The organism is Corynebacterium sp. HMSC072D12 (assembly GCF_001813925.1).
Lineage (GTDB): Bacteria > Actinomycetota > Actinomycetes > Mycobacteriales > Mycobacteriaceae > Corynebacterium > Corynebacterium aurimucosum.
This window is the reverse complement of sequence record NZ_KV814392.1, coordinates 189,376-205,848: the sequence shown is the minus strand read 5'-3', so window position 1 is coordinate 205,848 and position 16,473 is coordinate 189,376. Positions and strand designations below refer to the sequence as shown.

General features: G+C 58.0%; 17 protein-coding genes and 1 pseudogene. 15 read left to right on the top strand and 3 right to left on the bottom strand.

Annotated features, from left to right (window positions below; translation table 11 throughout):
- Positions 1–26: 26 nt before the first annotated feature.
- The 4 genes from HMPREF2943_RS04555 (at position 27) to HMPREF2943_RS04540 (ending at position 4,011) form a co-directional block, all read left to right on the top strand.
- Positions 27–905 (top strand): glycine betaine ABC transporter substrate-binding protein, encoded by an 879-nt coding sequence (locus HMPREF2943_RS04555; RefSeq protein WP_070644306.1) that lies wholly within the window; start codon positions 27–29, stop codon positions 903–905.
- 64 nt (positions 906–969) lie between these two features.
- The gene (locus HMPREF2943_RS04550) at positions 970–1,869 is read left to right on the top strand and encodes a glycine betaine ABC transporter substrate-binding protein (protein WP_070644309.1); all 900 of its coding nucleotides are present in this window, start codon (positions 970–972) and stop codon (positions 1,867–1,869) included.
- A gap of 678 nt (positions 1,870–2,547) precedes the next feature.
- Positions 2,548–3,102 carry a CAP domain-containing protein gene (locus HMPREF2943_RS04545; RefSeq protein WP_070644310.1) on the top strand — a complete coding sequence of 185 codons (555 nt, stop codon included), beginning with the start codon at positions 2,548–2,550 and terminating at the stop codon, positions 3,100–3,102.
- Between the two features lie 402 nt (positions 3,103–3,504).
- Positions 3,505–4,011 (top strand): GNAT family N-acetyltransferase, encoded by a 507-nt coding sequence (locus HMPREF2943_RS04540; RefSeq protein WP_070644312.1) that lies wholly within the window; start codon positions 3,505–3,507, stop codon positions 4,009–4,011.
- Here the strand turns inward: HMPREF2943_RS04540 and HMPREF2943_RS04535 are convergent.
- Positions 4,008–4,475, bottom strand: a complete 468-nt coding sequence (locus HMPREF2943_RS04535; RefSeq protein WP_070644315.1) for an ASCH domain-containing protein — start codon at positions 4,473–4,475, stop codon at positions 4,008–4,010. The two genes, HMPREF2943_RS04540 and HMPREF2943_RS04535, sit on opposite strands and share 4 nt — an antisense overlap.
- 317 nt (positions 4,476–4,792) lie before the next feature.
- Between HMPREF2943_RS04535 and HMPREF2943_RS04530 the strand changes: the two genes are divergently transcribed.
- The 6 genes from HMPREF2943_RS04530 (at position 4,793) to HMPREF2943_RS04505 (ending at position 11,259) form a co-directional block, all read left to right on the top strand.
- Positions 4,793–5,986, top strand: coding sequence for an ATP-binding protein (locus HMPREF2943_RS04530; RefSeq protein ID WP_083315647.1), 1,194 nt, complete (start codon positions 4,793–4,795; stop codon positions 5,984–5,986).
- A 407-nt stretch (positions 5,987–6,393) separates the two neighbouring features.
- Positions 6,394–7,641: an arginine deiminase gene (locus tag HMPREF2943_RS04525; protein WP_070710910.1), complete on the top strand. Its 1,248-nt coding sequence runs from the start codon at positions 6,394–6,396 to the stop codon at positions 7,639–7,641.
- A 504-nt stretch (positions 7,642–8,145) separates the two neighbouring features.
- Positions 8,146–9,384 (top strand): hypothetical protein, encoded by a 1,239-nt coding sequence (locus tag HMPREF2943_RS04520; RefSeq protein ID WP_371325758.1) that lies wholly within the window; start codon positions 8,146–8,148, stop codon positions 9,382–9,384.
- Positions 9,385–9,416: 32 nt separating this feature from the next.
- A complete protein-coding gene (locus HMPREF2943_RS04515) occupies positions 9,417–9,989 on the top strand; it encodes a hypothetical protein (protein WP_070710908.1) in 573 nt (190 codons plus the stop codon).
- Positions 9,990–9,992: 3 nt separating this feature from the next.
- Positions 9,993–10,586, top strand: a complete 594-nt coding sequence (locus HMPREF2943_RS04510) for a hypothetical protein (RefSeq protein WP_070710907.1) — start codon at positions 9,993–9,995, stop codon at positions 10,584–10,586.
- 325 nt (positions 10,587–10,911) lie between these two features.
- Positions 10,912–11,259, top strand: a complete 348-nt coding sequence (locus HMPREF2943_RS04505; RefSeq protein ID WP_070446309.1) for a DUF2200 domain-containing protein — start codon at positions 10,912–10,914, stop codon at positions 11,257–11,259.
- 34 nt (positions 11,260–11,293) lie between these two features.
- Here the strand turns inward: HMPREF2943_RS04505 and HMPREF2943_RS04500 are convergent, their stop codons facing one another.
- Positions 11,294–11,575, bottom strand: coding sequence for a hypothetical protein (locus HMPREF2943_RS04500; RefSeq protein ID WP_236659317.1), 282 nt, complete (start codon positions 11,573–11,575; stop codon positions 11,294–11,296).
- A gap of 220 nt (positions 11,576–11,795) precedes the next feature.
- Positions 11,796–12,203 carry a nucleotidyltransferase family protein gene (locus tag HMPREF2943_RS12620; RefSeq protein WP_246815740.1) on the bottom strand — a complete coding sequence of 136 codons (408 nt, stop codon included), beginning with the start codon at positions 12,201–12,203 and terminating at the stop codon, positions 11,796–11,798.
- 274 nt (positions 12,204–12,477) lie between these two features.
- Here HMPREF2943_RS12620 and HMPREF2943_RS12725 point away from each other — a divergent pair, with 274 nt between their 5' ends.
- The 5 genes and pseudogenes from HMPREF2943_RS12725 (at position 12,478) to HMPREF2943_RS04475 (ending at position 16,297) form a co-directional block, all read left to right on the top strand.
- Positions 12,478–12,933, top strand: a complete 456-nt coding sequence (locus tag HMPREF2943_RS12725) for a DUF2891 family protein (RefSeq protein WP_168166179.1) — start codon at positions 12,478–12,480, stop codon at positions 12,931–12,933.
- Positions 12,839–13,402 (top strand): annotated as a pseudogene (locus HMPREF2943_RS04490) (DUF2891 family protein); the annotation flags it as partial. The gene HMPREF2943_RS12725 and the pseudogene HMPREF2943_RS04490, both read left to right, overlap by 95 nt.
- A gap of 418 nt (positions 13,403–13,820) precedes the next feature.
- Complete coding sequence (locus HMPREF2943_RS04485) at positions 13,821–14,474, top strand: sortase family protein (protein ID WP_236659319.1); 654 nt, start codon at positions 13,821–13,823, stop codon at positions 14,472–14,474.
- Between the two features lie 288 nt (positions 14,475–14,762).
- Positions 14,763–15,500, top strand: a complete 738-nt coding sequence (locus HMPREF2943_RS04480; protein ID WP_070710906.1) for a hypothetical protein — start codon at positions 14,763–14,765, stop codon at positions 15,498–15,500.
- Positions 15,501–15,904: 404 nt separating this feature from the next.
- Positions 15,905–16,297, top strand: a complete 393-nt coding sequence (locus HMPREF2943_RS04475) for a hypothetical protein (protein ID WP_070710905.1) — start codon at positions 15,905–15,907, stop codon at positions 16,295–16,297.
- Positions 16,298–16,473 lie beyond the last annotated feature (176 nt).

Here is a 16,473-nt window from a genome sequence, read left to right as displayed (position 1 = left end):
AACACAAAGAACAAGAAGGACTCACAATGTTGAAAAACAAGATAGTGGCCGCCGTTTCTATTGCGGCTTTAGCTTGTGGTTTGGCCTCCTGCTCTTCCTCGGGCGAGGATAAGACTCTTACCCTCGGCTACATGCCTGCGTGGACCGATACGGTATCCGGGGCCAACCTCCTCAAAGAACAATTCACCGAAGCAGGTTATGACGTAGAGCTCGAAGAGCTCTCCGACGCCGCCGTGTTCTACACCGCACTCGATAACGGTGACATTGATATCTTCCCGCTGGCATGGAGCGAGCGTACTCACAAGAAATACATGGACCAGTACGGCGAGAACCTCGAAGACTTGGGAATTGGGTACGACAAGGCCGAAAGCTTCTTCGCGGTTCCCACCTATATGGACGATGTCAATTCCATCTCTGATCTCAAGGGGCAGGCGGATCGCTTCGGCGGGAAAATCGTCGGAATTGAACCCGGTGCAGGCCTGACTGAGCTGTCCTCCAACACCGTCGATGCTTATGGCTTGGAGGATGAAGGCTACACGTTGGCAACCTCCTCCACCCCAGCGATGCTGGCTGAGCTAGAAAATGCCATCGACAATCAAGAGGACATCGTCGTCACCCTCTGGAGCCCTTTCTGGGCCAACAGCCAGTACGACATCAAGCGCCTAGAGGATCCGGAAGGTTCCATGGGAGAGCCAGAGAACATGCACTGGCTCGCACGCAAGGGCTTTAGCGAGCAGTTCCCCGACGTCGCTGACTACCTCGGGAACCTCACTTTGGATCAGGAGCAGTACGAGTCCCTCGAAAACCTCATCGTCAACGAGTACGAGGATGGCGACGAAGACAAAGCCGTCCAAGAGTGGCTCGGTACCCATGGCGATGCTTTGCCCAAGCTCAATGACGCTTAAACCTCCGGCGTGAGTGGCACCGCGCCTATCATTACCATTTCGATATCTGAAAGGACCATCAAAAATGTTCTCCCGTAAGATTCTGGCCACCGTCTCTGCCCTCGCGCTGAGCGCTTCCCTCGTGGCCTGCTCCTCTGACTCCTCGGACTCCGCATCTGGCTCCGACAATGACGGTGACAAGGGCACCATCACCATGGGCTACATTCCGTCCTGGACCGATGGCCTGTCCACTGCCCACCTTCTTCAGAACAAGCTGGAGGAGGCCGGCTACACCGTTGAGCACGAGCAGCTTAACGACGCCGCCGTGGTCTACACCGCCCTCGCTTCCGGCGACATCGACATCTACCCGTCTGCCTGGTCCGAATTCACCCACAAGCAGTACATGGACAAGTACTCCGACAAGATTGAGGACTACGGCGCCTACTACGGAAATGCCCGCCTGACCTGGGCAGTGCCGGAGTACATGGATGATGTCAACTCCATCGAAGACCTGAAGGGGCAGGCTGACCGCTTCGGCGGCCAGGTCGTGGGTATCGAGCCGGGTGCAGGCCTGACCAAGGCCTCCCAGGAGACCATCGAAGGCTACGAACTGGACGGCTACAACCTGTCCACCTCTTCCACCCCGGCTATGCTTTCTGAGCTGAAGTCCGCTACCGACGCTGAGGAGGACATCGTAGTCACCCTATGGCGTCCGTTCTGGGCTAACGCTAAGTTCCCAGTCAAGGACCTCGAGGATCCGAAGGGCACCCTGGGTGATACCGAGGGTCTGCACTGGCTAGCCCGCGACGGCTTCGAGGAGGACAACCCTGAGGTGGCCGAGTGGCTCAAGGGCCTGAAGCTGGATGATGAACAGTACGGCACCCTGGAAGACCTCGTGGTCAACGAGTACGGCGAGGGCAAGGAGCTGGAGGCCGTCCAGGAGTGGCTGGACAAGAACCCGGACGTGGTAAAGGACATCAAGTAAACTCCCTCACCCGCTCCTAGCGCTGAACCTGTAGCGCCGAACTAGCCCCGCATTGCGTAATCTGACGTGATGCGGGGCTTTGCCGATCCCGCTGCTTAGCTCGGCTACTCACCGTACTGCCATGCCGAGCAAGCTTTCCGAGCGGCCCTTCTTGATATACCGGCAACCGCCACACCTCACTCAAATAGCCCACCCCAATAGCAGTATTATCTTTCCTAATCTTCAAACGGGACAAATGCCCCGCGCTCAAGCCCATTCGCGCTCGTCGTCGCACTTTCACTTGCCGTACCACCCCACTACACATAAGTGCACGCTATACGTTCACAGAAAGTCTCCATGCTTTTACAAAGAAACGGCCAAGGTTTCAACAATAGTTGCCCCCTTTTCACCTAAAACCCCTGAACACAAGGCTGCAATCCTGAGCGAGCACCCCCCGCACATTACCCCCACTGACTGAAACAATCGACTCAACCTTTACAAAGTCGGGCCGAAAGTAGGGGAAATCTAAAGAAGCCTAAGGGGCGAGACATGAAAGGCGACAAACATAAAGGCAAAGCTTAAAACTGCTGGTCAACTGGTCTTTCTGCGCCAAAGAGAGCTTTAATTTTAAGTGAAAGTACCGATCGGTACGCGGCAAAAAGCTGCCACTTAACCCTGAAGCAGAAAGAGGTGCCCACTATGTTCCGCCTCCACTTTAGACATACCGCCACAAAAATTGTCGTCCCGATTGCTGCCACCGCAGCACTCTTCGCTGGCTCCCTCAACACCCCTGCTCAGGCTGCTAGTTCCTTCGGTTCTTCCGCCCCGGCCGCGCTCCTCAATACAAAGCCCTCTGCTAGCGGCCCAGCCGCCCCAGCTCCCCGCGCATCCGCCAGTGTGCAAGGCATTATTAAGCAAACCAATGCCCAACGCGTGGCCAATGGCCTCGCACCGCTGCGTGTTGACACGAATCTGACCAACCTCGCACAAGACTGGGCCAACACCCTAAGCCGCGATGGCAAGACCCGACACCGCCCGAACTACTGGACCCACTACCCCGCCGGCCTGCCAGCCGGGGGCGAGAACGTCCTCCAGGCATGGAGCGACTACTCCGACGCCCGCGTTGTCCAGCTGTGGATGGACTCCCCCGGCCACCGCAGAAACCTGCTCGACCCCCGAGCCACGTCCGTGGGCATCGGCATGGCCATCGGTGCTGATGGCAAGCTGTATGCTGTGCAGAACTTTGGGCGGTAGGCTTCGTGCGCCCCGCTACTAAAAGCGCCCGGTAGAGAGATGGTTTTCTCTTTACAGGGCGCCATTCAGGGATTTTTGGATCGGCAGCCTCGGTACGCCCCCCGATCCCAGCGTTCGTGAGGATCACACGCTGAGGCTGCTTGCTGTTCAGAGCGGAAAGCAGCTGAGGCTGCTCACTTAGCGGAGCAGAAAGCTCGGCAAACTGCACCCGTCCATCAGGTACCAGCCGCACCAGCGCCTAGATTGTCGGTGAACGACTATGTAGGCTGCTGCGCCTTTAAAGGCAACCACCCGATAACCAGCTTTAACGATAAGGTTGCCCCAACGCAGAAATCGACTGCATCTCGCGCGTACAAATTAGGTAGCCTGACTTGACAGCATCTCCAACGTCAGGAAATCACAATGAATGATACTCATGCTCTGAGCACTCCCCGGCTTCTCCTTGCGGTGCCGACGGATGCCGATATTGACGCCATCTTCGCCATTCACTCGGATGCCCGCACCTACGAGCACCGCCCTGAACTGGCTATGAAGACTAGGGAGGAAGCCGTGGAGCTGGCACGCGCATGGCAAGCCAATTGGCGAGAGAAGCAGCTGGGCTACTACGTGGTGTCCACGCTTGATGGCAGCACTATTGGTTTCACCGGTGTGCGCCATAGCGAGGAAGCTGGTGAAGAAGTACTCAACCTCTACTACCGCTTCGCACCCGAATCACAGGGACAGGGCTTTGCCAAGGAGGCTGCGTCCGTTGCGATTGCCAGTGCGCGAGAACGTTTCCCGCAGCTCCCTGTCGTCGCCATCATCGACCCCACCAACGAGGCTTCGATTGCTCTAGCATTGAAGCTCGGTCTGCAGCACGTTCCCGGCGCAGGTGTGCCGGATGACTACGAGGTGTACCGCCTCTCCTAGGTTTCGGCCTTCCACGGCACCAACCCCTTGGTCGGGTACCGCGAGTCGACAGTGAAACGCTGGCACACCACCTGAGTGTCATCGTTGATGTCTAACTGCCCGATGTATTCAACGAACTCGGGTGAGCGCCAGAATTGTTCATGCCCGGCGCGCCATTCGTCGGCATTGATGTAGCCCTCGCCCTCGGCGATGGCGTGCTCGTCGCTGACGTCGGCGAGCCGACAGACCTGGACCTCGGTGATACAGATGACGCACACAACGTTGTCGTGTGAATCGAGGACTGCTTCGAGGTTGCCCACGTCCTCCTGCGGTCTGTAGCCGTGCGGATATTCGGCCAACAAGGACGTCGTAGTGGTCTTGGTGCTGTTCAGGATGGCGGTGACGAGGGCGTCGCGAAGCGGGCCAGGGAATGCGAACTCACCGCGGGGCAGTTCCGCTATAGGTTTCAAAGCGTCCTGAGTCATACGTTTACAGTACGTGGCCAGTTAAATGTTGCTGAGTGAGTACGTGCTCGCTTTCTGTTCCACCCGGCGGGATGCTCGCTCCCCCAAACTCGATTCATCCACGACGATGTCCGGGGAGTTTCCCTTGCGCCAAAGATGCTCCTTAAAGGGCTGGTAAACCAGCTTCTTTCCCAATCGCTCCATGCCGCGCCGCCACTTCCTATTGATAGCGGCGCGGCCTTTCTTCAAACTTCAAAGCTCTTCATAAACTTCAAAGAATTCACAAAATTCATAAACTTCACAAGACTTCAAAAGCTCTGTGGTCTAGAGTGAGGGACATGAATCCGAAACACACCAACCCTTTTACGGCTACTCTCGGCGCCACTCCCCCGCTGTTGGTTGGCCGCAGCGATGCCATTCGTGATTTCGGTTTTGCACTCGATGAAGGCCCTGGTGCCCATGAGAGGATCTCACTCATCATCGGACCACGCGGCATCGGCAAGACAGTCCTTCTAAACGCCTTCGAAGACGAAGCGCTCGAGCGCGGCTGGCTCACGCTCAGTGACACTGCAACGACCGGTTTTGTTGAGCGACTGCGTAGCAGCATTATTCAGCTTCTGGCTAAAGAGAGGAAGCAGCTCAAAGGCCTCAACGTCTCCATCCTCGGCATTGGAGGCGGGCTCAATTGGGATACTCGAGCTATTGCAGAGTCCACATATTCACTGCGCAATGCACTGAAAGATTTACTGGCCTACAAACGTGAACTAGACCGGAAATCCCGCCAGGAGCCCGGTGGGGTACTTGTAACACTGGATGAAATGCACCACCAACGCAGCCAGGAGCTCATAGAGTTCGGCGCCACGATTCAACATTTAGTTCGCGAGGGTGAGGACATTTCCGTTGTCATGGCAGGCATCCCGTCCTCAATTAGACCGCTGCTTTCCGGGAAGCTGAACAGTCGTGGCGACACCAATCCAGTCACCTTTCTTCGACGCGCCAACCGCATTGAACTGGGCAGAGTCTCCGATTCGGATGTACGTGAAGCACTGGAGGAACCCCTTCACAGCGCCGCCACCTCATGGTCACAGGACGCTTTGGAAACCGCGGTTGAGGCATGCCATGGATATCCATTCATGATTCAGCTCGTCGGCCAGTGCTCCTTTAGGGAAAAGGCGCGTACCGCTGACGGAGGTACCGAGATTTCTATCGACGCTGCTCAGCGAGGAGTCGCAACAGCACAGCGCAAGCTCGGCCAACTTATTCATGAGCCAGCGCTGTCGGACCTCTCCCCCGTCGACCGAAGCTTTTTGGTCTACATGGCTCAAAGCGATGGCCCTTCCAAGATGGCGGATATCAAGGCACGCTTCAATAAGACTGATTCTTATGTAGGCAATTATCGCCGCCGGCTTCTCGACGCCGAAATGATCACCACCACGGGCCACGGCGAAGTCGATTTCGCCTTGCCGTACTTACGTGACTACCTCCGCGAGCACGCGGCAAGCCTTATAGCTGAAGACTTCGACGCCCAGTAGCGAGGCCTCCCTCGCCCTCGGACTGCACGCCACACCTACCCCCGCGCGTTTACATCTCTACTATTCGCGCAGAGTTTCCATTCCTCTCAAAGTTATTCATCCGGCTCGCCGGGGAATGCAGCACCTGCCAGCGTCGGTGTTGTCGAAGTGGTGGAGGGAGGGCGTCGCCAAGCGCGGCGTGAAACCGCACCGTGTGCGCGCTGGGACCGTCTGAATAAACGCGGATAATAGTATGCAAACCGCCGCAAAACCTGCGCCTACGTGGGTTTTCCTCGCTGTCGGGAGCTTGAAAAAGTTCAAACTTATCTTAGAATTGTCATCTAGTTCACACTTCCTCCTTGCGGTGCCGCCTCTCACTACGCACGTGGCTGACACGGTTCACCGCGCGCGAAGAAAGGTTCACGCAGATGACAACTCCCCCGCTGGGCGTGTGGTCCGAGGTTGGCAAGCTCCACCAAGTCATGGTGTGTGCGCCGGGGCTCGCGCACGAGCGGCTGACCCCCAGCAACTGTGAGGAGCTGCTGTTCGACGACGTCCTCTGGGTCGACGAGGCCAAGAAGCATCACGCGGAGTTCGTCACCAAGCTGCGCAGCTACGGCGTCGAGGTGCTGGAGATGCACAAGCTCTTGGAGGAGACCCTGGCCACCCCGGGCGGGCGTGACTTCATCTTGGACTTCAAGCTGCTGGATAAGAACGTCGGTGTGGGCATCGGCGGCGAGCTGCTCCACTGGTTCAACGAGATGTCCAACGCGCACCTGGCAGAGCTCCTCATCGGCGGACTGCCTTTCGCCGAAATCCCGAAAGGCTTAGGCCACGGCACCATCGACGCCATGCGTGAGATCTACGGGCCTGACGCTTTTGCGCTGCGCCCGCTGCCCAATACGCAGTACGCGCGCGATAACTCGGCGTGGATTTATGGCGGAGTCTCGCTCAACCCAATGCGCATGCCGGCGCGCCACCAGGAAACACTCCTGACGCGGGCTATCTACAACTATCACCCGCGGTTTGCGCAGGCAGATTTCCAATTTTGGTACGGAAATACCGATGAGGAGCCGGGTCTCGCAGCACTAGAGGGCGGTGACATCATGCCGATTGGCAAGGGCATCGTCCTCGTCGGCATGGGTGAGCGCACCACATGGCAGGGCGTGAGCCAGCTGGCCATGCGGCTCTTCGAGGAGAGTGCGGCGGAGAAGATCATCATCGCCGCCATGGCCGCTGACCGCGCATCAATGCACCTGGACACCGTACTCACTTTCTTGGACGCCGATAAGGTCACCGCCTACCCCAAGGTTGTGGACACCATCCGGCCTATCGTGTTGCACCCCTCCACAAGCACGGCGCCTTTCGACGTCGAACTGCCCACCGACTCCTTCCTCGATGTCGTAGCCCAGGCACTCGGTATTGGACGCTTCGAGGTCATTGAAACAGGTGGGGATGTTTATACCGCCGCGCGTGAGCAGTGGGATGATGCCAACAACGTCGTGGCTATTGAACCTGGCGTGGTGGTGGCCTATGACCGCAACAAGCACACCAACAAGAAGCTGCGGGCTGCCGGCATTGAGGTAGTGGAGATCGGCTCGGCAGAGCTGGGGCGCGGCCGCGGTGGCGGGCATTGCATGACCTGCCCGATTGTTCGCGAGGCGGTGGATTACTAACAACACGATGGGAATATATTTTCGCATCTGCCGTCTCACGCCCCGCCCTCCACCAGGAGAGCAGACGGTGGGGTGAAGGGGACGTCGCCAAGCGCAGCCCCATTCCCACCACGGCCGCAGCCACACGCTTCTCACCCTAGGGGTGAGAAATGCAGGCATGGCGCGAGCATCAGTACCATCAGCTCTCCTACGAAACTTCCCCGAGCAAAGCTCACTGCCAGCAGATTCGTTTGAAACCCTGAAATTTCGGCAACCCCGTATAGGGTCAATCGAATTATTGTGCACGAAAGGTCAAAACACTGGCAGTCATCATATTGACACCGCCAACTTCCCCCAAGACCTTAGGAAATCTCTTGTCCAGCTTTCAAAGCCTCCGGTTTCGGCACCTAAGATTGTTTCAGGATTAAATTAGTTCCCCATCATTCTTTGAGTTTCTTTAAGGACGGTATCCAGGTGCACATCAAGAGACTCCGCGCACTCGCGCCGCTGGCGGCTACAGCCGCGATGGCAACCGCGGCCTTCATCGCGCCCGCAGCACAGGCAGCCAATATTCCGCCGATGCCGCAGGCCTACCCCATCACGAACCTCTACAAGAGCTGCAGCGCAGCAGGCGAAGACCTCACCACCCCGGAGTGGCACTTTGCCGAAACCGGCCGCCGTTACTTAAGCGACGGCACTCTGCAGTTCAAGAACACCACTGACCAAGAAGTGCCCTATACCGCCTCCGTGGAAACCGGCACCAACCACAAGATTGAAGCCAACTCCAAGGCCGCGATGCCTTCCGGGTGGGACACCACCGCCAAGTCCGATATCGGACTGAAGCTATCCAACGGCTGGCAGGAGAAGGAAACCTTCGGTCCCATCACGCTCAAGCCGGGTGAATCCTTCCGCGTGGAATACGGCGTGGTGGAAAAGGACTTCATCTCTATGTTCGTCGGCTGTAACGACGACCGTCTAGAGAACATGCCCGGCGCCAACGTTATCCGCGGCAAGGGCCCGGCCGAGCGCTATGCCTTTGCCTACATCATCAAGGCGGACGGCTCCGTTTCGGACCTGGCCATGGAGATTCCCTCCCGCTCCCCGGGCGCCAATTCCAAGCCCATCGAGGGCAACTACACCTCCGTATCCGGCCCCAGCCTGGAAAAGATCGCAGATCCGAAGAAGGATGAAATCATGCAGCCTTCCGAGGAACTGCAGCGCGATCCCTCCTGGCCCAAGGAGGGCGAGACCTGCGAGGGTCGCGATAGCTCCTGGTACCCGCTGGATATCACTGCCGTGACGCCGACCTTCCGCAAGCCGGGCTACTCCACGGACTTCCTCAACTGGTCCAAGGGCGACTATGAATACGCACCGGTTACTGACTTCGTCGTTGGCGCCGAGCACGCCCCCTACACCAACTGGCGCGGAAACCGCGGCGATATCCCGAAGGGCTGGCTGGAATCCGTCGGCGCGGTCAAGCGCGCCTACATGCCGGTGGGAACTGAACTCGAGCACGTCGACCTCGCCCCCGGTGAGCGCGTACGCGTGGAGTACGGCACCACCATGACCCGCATCAACTACCGCGAAATCCACTGCGGCAAGGACGGCAAGTACAGCCTGACCTCCAACTACAAGCAGACCACCGCTCCCAGCGGCTTCTGGGCGGAGGCCACCATCACGAGCAAGGACGGCTCCACCCGCACCGAGGACGTAACCCCGGAGGAGTACCGCAACCTTCCAGTCCCGACCCAGACCATCTACTAATCCACCTTTAATCCCCCAAGGAGTACACCCACATGTTCAAGACCAAGATTGCTTCCACCACCGCCGCCGTGGCCATCGCCTGCGGCCTGATCGCTGCCCCGGCCGCCAACGCCCTGCCTGCGCGTGACCTGGGTCCGGCCAACCCGACCACCATCGGTGAGCACTGCGCCAACCCGGGTGACACCGGCCAGACCGTCGAAATTAAGCGCACCTACTTCGACGGCTCCGCCGGTTCCTGGACCATCTCCAACTACAACGACGAGCCGCTGCCGGTAACTCGCTCCATCAAGGAAACCAAGACCAAGACCTGGAACGTCTCCGCCGGCGTGGACTTCAAGCTGCTGGATCTGATCAACTTCACCTTCTCCTCCAGCTACACCGACTCCCAGTCCTACGAGGTCGGCGAGCAGGTCGGCCCGTACAACATCGCTCCGGGCAAGACCGCCGTCATGCGCGCGGGTTGGGTGGTTTCCGACTTTGAGGGCCAGAAGACCATCTGCGGTTCCGATAACACCTGGCAGGCTAACGGCGACACCTTCACCGCTACCCTGCCGAAGGAGCGCCACGTGGAGGTCTCCACCCGCGACAACAACGATTGGGGCTAAGACGTGCTGAAGAAGTCCATCGCGCGCACTGCCGCGAGCGTCTTCGCTGCGCTGAGCCTGCTGGCAGCCGCTCCCGTTGCCCACGCCGCTGACTTCGGCGGGGACTTCGAGCTGCCCCAGCGTTGGAACGATGATTTCAAGCCGGGCACTCACTGCGCAACACCCGGTGAGAACGGCACCTACGTCACCGCCACTCGCCGCTGGTTCAAGCAGACGGATGCCACCAGCGTGGCCAACCGCAACGATGAGTCCGTGCCGGTCAGCCACACCGTGACCCAGGCCCGCACTCAGACCATTGAGGTCTCCGGCTCCATCAAGGGCGAGGGCGAACTGGCCAAGGTGCTGACCCAGACCTACGGTTTCAACTATGTCCACGAGCAGCACTGGAAGCTGAACCAAGAGGTTGGCCCGTACACACTGCCGGCGAACTCCCAGGGCAAGCTGGTGTGGGGCTTTACCATGCTCGACACCGACGGGCAGGACGTTCGCTGCAACGCTGATCAGGAATGGGAGGCCGTGGGCAAGCCCTACTCCGCCACCGTCCCGGAGGCGCGCTACTCCGAGCTGCAGCTTGGCGATGCCCCCGTCTGGAACTAACCCAGCTATCTCACCCGCCCAGACTTTACAAAAGAGGGCACCTTCACACCGCTTCGCAGCGGCCGAGGGTGCCCTCTTTTTGGCGTTTCACAGCATGATCAAACGGCAGCGGGAGCATTGCAGAACGGCAATGGGAACCTTGCAGAATGGCAACAAAGTCTTTGCAGAACGGCAGCGGGAGCATTGCGGAACCACAACAGCGCAGGCGATTCCTACCAATAGGTGACAACCACTGGGCGATGCTAATCTCGTCGCTCTGGCACGGCTAACCCGCGACGCCGAACGGCCTCCACGCATTTCGAGGACCACGAATATACTGCGCCACATGCCTCATCGAATCTTTTCCGTGCCCTTCGCCGACATCTATCCGCACTACGTCAACAAAGTGGAGCGCAAAGGCAGGACTGTCAGCGAGCTCCACGAAGTCATCACCTGGCTTACCGGCTACTCGGTTGAAGGACTGGGGAGGGTCCGGGAGCAAAAGATCACCCTCGAGGAGTTCTTCGAGCAGGCCCCTCAACTGAACCCGTCTCGCCACCTCATCACTGGCAGCATCTGCGGACACCGTGTCCAGGACATCGAGGACCCACTGATGCAGAATATTCGGTACCTGGACAAGCTCGTTGACGAGCTAGCCAAAGGAAAGGCCATGGCGAAAATCCTTCGCGGCTAGTATTCGCCAACTGCGCTATTCAAAGCTTCAAGCTTTAAGCCACAAAGGGGTACGGCGGCGCGGTCTTCTCACGGAAGAAGTAGCGCGCGTGCGTATGGCGGACGGATTCTAAATTCTTAGCGCCAATCGCCACAATCTCGACGTCAGGATCCTTATTTACTTGATCCAGTCTATGACGAGCGCGGGTTCCCTCGATGAGGGATTCGTACTCAGTTACTTCCAGTGCACCTGTCGGTCGATGGTATTTAATCAAATAGGCTGGCATCGATTTATTCTCCCTCCACGTCACGTTGAACTCGGCGTTCTTCGAATTCATGGATTAATTTATCTAGCATCTTGTACATGCTACGTCGCAATTGACGTGCTTCTCTTTGCGTTGTATCAGCAGGTTGGTTGCCTTCGAAAGGCTCAGTAAGAATATCGACGAGCTTTTCCACCCTGTTTACGACTTCGGACAGTTCATGCAAAGCGCGGGTCTCAATCTCAAATCCTGCCGGAATTTTTCCGCCGAATTCGAGGTATCGGATTTCTCTCCCCTACAAGTCTCCTGCCATTTCATAAAGGTTTGCCCACTGCGACTGAAGCGCCGTTCGTAACTGAATTTCTGCACGCCCGGCCTCAGACATCACATGTAGGTGCACCGCGCGATAGCCCGAGTGCGGTTCCTCGCGCATGTCCCGGAGCTCTACCTTCCTCGCCCCAGCCTTCATAAGATCTCGAGAAAGAAGCTCCGCCAGTATCGATTGTTCCTTTAGAGTCACGTCGAGATCCAGCCGTACTCCAGAGACGTCTTGGATATTCTCCAAAGGAAAGCTCGGCATTCGACTCAACTTCTCCCTCAACGTGTCTCGTGTTTTTACACGAGAACCCAGGAAGTATGTATCTGAATCTGGCTCCACAATCGAGTCTGAACTCAGCGTCAACCGATTATCAAGTTGTGCCATGGTCTGACCTGCTTTTTGAATTATCGCATCACACAGGGCTGATTGCTGGCCCAAGAACAGACCAAACCGTTCCTCATCAACCGCTTCCCCATTCTGTAACGCACTTCCTATTCGATGTACTTGTCTCTTACTAAACGTCGTCGGCTTGTGTTCCAAGAACCTCAAGGTTCCCCCTTCTTCGATAATGGCAACCCCCAAGACGAAGTGTTGCCTGTAGCTCCAGACACCCTTGCTAGACCGCGTGCGTGCGGACGTGCATTCCCCCACCTCTTGGATGCCTGCTCTAAAGAATACGAGGGCGACCGGACATCAACACCACAATGTCGCTCATGCGTTCGATGGTCAATTTCAAACGCACACCCCAGAAGTCAAGAGAAGACACACCCCACCTTCAGCTTTGCCATACTTAACGCATGACTTCGCTAGAAACTTGTGCCAGCGACTGGGCGGAAACAATTGCGGCCGCACTCGAGCGCGAATTCCCCGCCGCGATGCACCACACAAGCGCTTCCACAGAAGACTGCGACGTGCGCCCCGCAAGCTGCACCCCAGTTTCTACGGTTGTTTCAACTGGCACTCCAGCGTCCACATGCAGTACTCAGGCACGCTACTAAACGAGGTTCTCGGACCGGAGTCCCCCCACCAGTCTTGCCGCGCTTCTCGACGATCGCCTCAGCCCCCAAGCCCTCACCGTCGAATACAACTACCTCGTCGAACACCCCGGGTATGAGATGCCCTATGGGCGCGCCTGGCTGTTGCAGCTCGCCTCGGTTCTCCTTTTTGGCGACGACCACAACTACCCGCTCGAATGGGAGCTGTCTGGGCACGATTTCCTGTCCAACGGACTATCGGAGGCGCTACTCATGTCGCGCGTTCTGCCGGATTTCCCACACTGGTTCGACGGCTTTCTTCCCCACCGCGCCGAGGCACTGGACTTTCTTACACAAATTCCTGAGGTACTCGACCCAACCGATGGCCGTTTGGCCCACCTCTTCGGCCTAGCGCTGACCAGGGCGTGGATGCTCGTTGAACTCGCTGAGCATTTCGACGCCTCCGTCCTACCCCGCGCACAGGCGCTTGCTGCCAGCGCACAACCGCAGCTTGTCGACGGCCACTTCATGTCCACCCACTGGCTCATCACCTACGCACTACGCTTTCAGCTCGCCTGTGAGGGAAAACGCGTGGATGAGCTTCGGTAACAAGTGATTCATAACGCGCACTTAAGGAATGGTTACTGAGCGAGTAGTACTGTAATTTTCTAATTATCGTTCTTCTCAGGAGCTCACCATGGATTCTCGCTACTCGGCACAGCGCGATAGCTACCGCCTGCCGGAAGAAGGAATCCGTATTGATCTTCGTGCTGAGCGTGCACGCCGTAGCCGCTCTCTTCAAGGCCGCGCGGACGCTACCCCTGAGCGCTCGGCCTACCGGCCGCGACGCCGCCCCAGCCAAGAACGGTTAACTTCTCCCTCTTCGACCGCTACCCCTTCACGGCGATCCGCTTCCCTGTCGGCGCCTACCCAACAAACACCAACACGAACAGCACCGACGAGAAAACAAGGAACTTCACCACGGCGCCACGCAGCGCGCCATCACCAGCCTGACAGCCGTCGCGGGATGGGGGTCCTCCTGATTCTGGCGTTGGTGTTCCTCGGGATTGTCGCCGCGCTTAAGTTCAATAAGGAACCAGAAGCACCCGCGCCGCAACCCGCCGACATAGTCACGGAACCCGCCGCAGTCATCGAGCCCTCCCCCGCAGTCGAGATGTACATCCCAGCAATTGATGTACGCACGGACTTCGAAGAAGGCTCCTGCCGAGTCAAAGACAACAAGATCAATCCGGACTCGATGAATAAGGCCTGCACCTATACCGCGGAGGATAAGCCCTATTCACTTCCCGGTACGGATGCTCAAGACATCGTGGTTATCGCCGGCCATACCGGCGCGGGTGTGCCGGCAGTATTTAATAATCTCTACGACGGCCGGGCAGACGAGCACAAGGCTTCAATAGGCGACAAGCTATACCTGCGCACGCAGAACTCCGCTGATCAGTGGCTGGTATACACCGCGACAGATCTGCACGATCCCTCAAAGGACGGTCTCGAGCAGGACGAGAGCATCTGGGGCGCCGATGCCCAGCCCGGCCGCCTGCTCACCATCAGCTGCATCCAGCCAGCCAACCCACTGGCAGCGGCGGTACGCAATGCCGTGGTGGGATGGCAGTTTGAAGGCGTAGCCGAAACGCCTGAAGCTGCCACAGACCAAGGCTAGAGCTTCCTGCCATACCCCCCATAGTGGGGGACACTCAGCCCATTAGGCTTCTATCGAACATTTTCCCAGCTCGCCGGTTTTCATAGCGCATGTTTCTGCAGGTCAACAGACCCCATAGACGCAACCGAACGGGCCCTCACAAGCCGAACACGCGGCCCGTTTGGCGCGAGAGGTGTCCGCCATGTTAGCGAGCAAAACTTCCAAACCCTTGTGACTGATGTGAAAGTTGTGACTATTGTTGTTCACGTTGGGTTGAATCCCTCTCACTACCCTCACAAGGAGAAACTTATGAAGCACATCAACCGCACTTTGACCGCAGCCGTCCTGGCTGGTTCCCTCGCACTCGGCGGCACCGCCGTTGCCTCTGCCCAGATCCCGGCCCCGGCCGAGTTTGAACTCGATGGCGTGACCTACCAGAGGCAGGCCGACGGTACCTACGCGCACCGCAACGAGGACGGCGAGCTGGACGGAACCACCAAACTGACCGAAGAGCAGGCACAGTGGGCTTGGGAGCAACTGCAGGCTCGGCAGGCCCCTGAAGAGGAAGCTCCTGAAGAGGATGCTCCGGCCGACGATGCAGAAAACCCGGAAGGCGAGGGCAACGAAGGCTCCACCAACGAGGGCGAAGGCTCCACCAATGAAGACCCCTCCTCCAGCGAGACTGACTTCGACAAGAAGCAGCTGGCTTGGCTGGCTCTGCCGGCTGCCCTCGTCATCGGTGGCGTGACCTGGTACCTGGCCAAGGATGGAAAGACCTACGTGAAGTCTCAGGAGGCTGCACAGAAGGACGCTCCGACCGCCGAAGAGAAGGCTGCTTCCGAGCAGATGCTGCAGGAGAACAAGGACGAGGTCATCGCCCAGGGTGGCCAGATTGCTGACAGCACCGCCGCACAGACCCCGGCACAGACCCGCGGCATCTCCGCTGAGACCGGCTCCAACACCGTTGCTCGCGGCCTTGCCGCCCTGGCCTTCGCAGCCATGATCGCTGCTGGCGCTTTCGCTGCTCGCCGCAAGTTCTTCGCTTAAGAACAACTAGCACCACACACCGCGTTCCCCCACCTAAAGGCGGAGGAACGCGGTTTATGCGTTTTAGCAACCTCCCGACGCGCAAATCACCACCACCCAACCGGTGGCACACCTTGGGGCAAGTTAAAAATTCAACGAATGAACTAGAACAACGATAGGCCACAATATCGAAGTTAACCAGGAGCATTGCCACAAAATGACTCCTCGCAGACACCCCCAACCGCCACCCCGCACCCTGAAACCTTCATGACAATTCCCGTGGAATAGCTTAAAAATACAAAATAGTTTGGCGCATCTCACTTTTTTCTGGTTAGTATGTGGGCAGTCGAAATCAGTTAACGGTGACAACATCGTCTGATACGGCATTGACCGAACTTTCCCGATCTATTCCCAGGAGAAGAAACATGAAGCGTATCTCCCGTAACCTCACCGCAGCAGCCCTGACCGGTGCCCTCGCACTCGCTGGCGTCACCGCCGCTCACGCCGAAGAGGCCAGCAGCCAGGACACCAACAACAGCTCCTCCGCCGGTACCGAGGGTAATAACGGCAGCAGCGAGCAAGGCGGCAACAACGGCAGCAGCGAGCAGGGCGGCGACAACGGCAGCAGCGACGGAGACAAGGGCGACAAGAACAAGGATGGCCAGAGCTCCTTCGATGACTTCAAGGGCAAGCTCTCCTCCGAAGACGGCAAGCCGACCGACTTGGGTATCGCCGCTATCGTCCTCGGTGTCCTCGGCGCACTGGCCGCAGTCGGCCCAGCCGCAGCACAGGCACTGGGAATCAACCTCCCGTTCTAGTTCAAAGCTTCTACACCTAAGCTTTTAAAGCGCCAAGCTAAAGGCGTTAACCAGCAGCACCCCCATCACGGTCGTGATGGGGGTGCTTTCACTTCCCACAGCCGCAAAGATGAGGGACACACTTCACAAAATGACGTGATGCGGGCTACACTAGGCACCCATAGATTGTTCAACAA

Excerpts from the sequence above, each read along its gene's own strand:
- HMPREF2943_RS04480 (WP_070710906.1), top strand. The coding sequence starts at position 14,763 with ATGAAGCACATCAACCGCACTTTGACCGCAGCCGTCCTGGCTGGTTCC.
- HMPREF2943_RS04545 (WP_070644310.1), top strand. The coding sequence starts at position 2,548 with ATGTTCCGCCTCCACTTTAGACATACCGCCACAAAAATTGTCGTCCCG.
- HMPREF2943_RS04535 (WP_070644315.1), bottom strand. The coding sequence starts at position 4,475 with ATGACTCAGGACGCTTTGAAACCTATAGCGGAACTGCCCCGCGGTGAG.
- HMPREF2943_RS12620 (WP_246815740.1), bottom strand. The coding sequence starts at position 12,203 with ATGGCACAACTTGATAATCGGTTGACGCTGAGTTCAGACTCGATTGTG.
- HMPREF2943_RS04550 (WP_070644309.1), top strand. The coding sequence starts at position 970 with ATGTTCTCCCGTAAGATTCTGGCCACCGTCTCTGCCCTCGCGCTGAGC.
- HMPREF2943_RS04505 (WP_070446309.1), top strand. The coding sequence starts at position 10,912 with ATGCCTCATCGAATCTTTTCCGTGCCCTTCGCCGACATCTATCCGCAC.
- HMPREF2943_RS04515 (WP_070710908.1), top strand. The coding sequence starts at position 9,417 with ATGTTCAAGACCAAGATTGCTTCCACCACCGCCGCCGTGGCCATCGCC.
- HMPREF2943_RS04555 (WP_070644306.1), top strand. The coding sequence starts at position 27 with ATGTTGAAAAACAAGATAGTGGCCGCCGTTTCTATTGCGGCTTTAGCT.
- HMPREF2943_RS04530 (WP_083315647.1), top strand. The coding sequence starts at position 4,793 with ATGAATCCGAAACACACCAACCCTTTTACGGCTACTCTCGGCGCCACT.
- HMPREF2943_RS04485 (WP_236659319.1), top strand. The coding sequence starts at position 13,821 with ATGGGGGTCCTCCTGATTCTGGCGTTGGTGTTCCTCGGGATTGTCGCC.
- HMPREF2943_RS04520 (WP_371325758.1), top strand. The coding sequence starts at position 8,146 with ATGGCAACCGCGGCCTTCATCGCGCCCGCAGCACAGGCAGCCAATATT.
- HMPREF2943_RS12725 (WP_168166179.1), top strand. The coding sequence starts at position 12,478 with ATGCCTGCTCTAAAGAATACGAGGGCGACCGGACATCAACACCACAAT.
- HMPREF2943_RS04540 (WP_070644312.1), top strand. The coding sequence starts at position 3,505 with ATGAATGATACTCATGCTCTGAGCACTCCCCGGCTTCTCCTTGCGGTG.
- HMPREF2943_RS04475 (WP_070710905.1), top strand. The coding sequence starts at position 15,905 with ATGAAGCGTATCTCCCGTAACCTCACCGCAGCAGCCCTGACCGGTGCC.
- HMPREF2943_RS04525 (WP_070710910.1), top strand. The coding sequence starts at position 6,394 with ATGACAACTCCCCCGCTGGGCGTGTGGTCCGAGGTTGGCAAGCTCCAC.
- HMPREF2943_RS04500 (WP_236659317.1), bottom strand. The coding sequence starts at position 11,575 with ATGAATTCGAAGAACGCCGAGTTCAACGTGACGTGGAGGGAGAATAAA.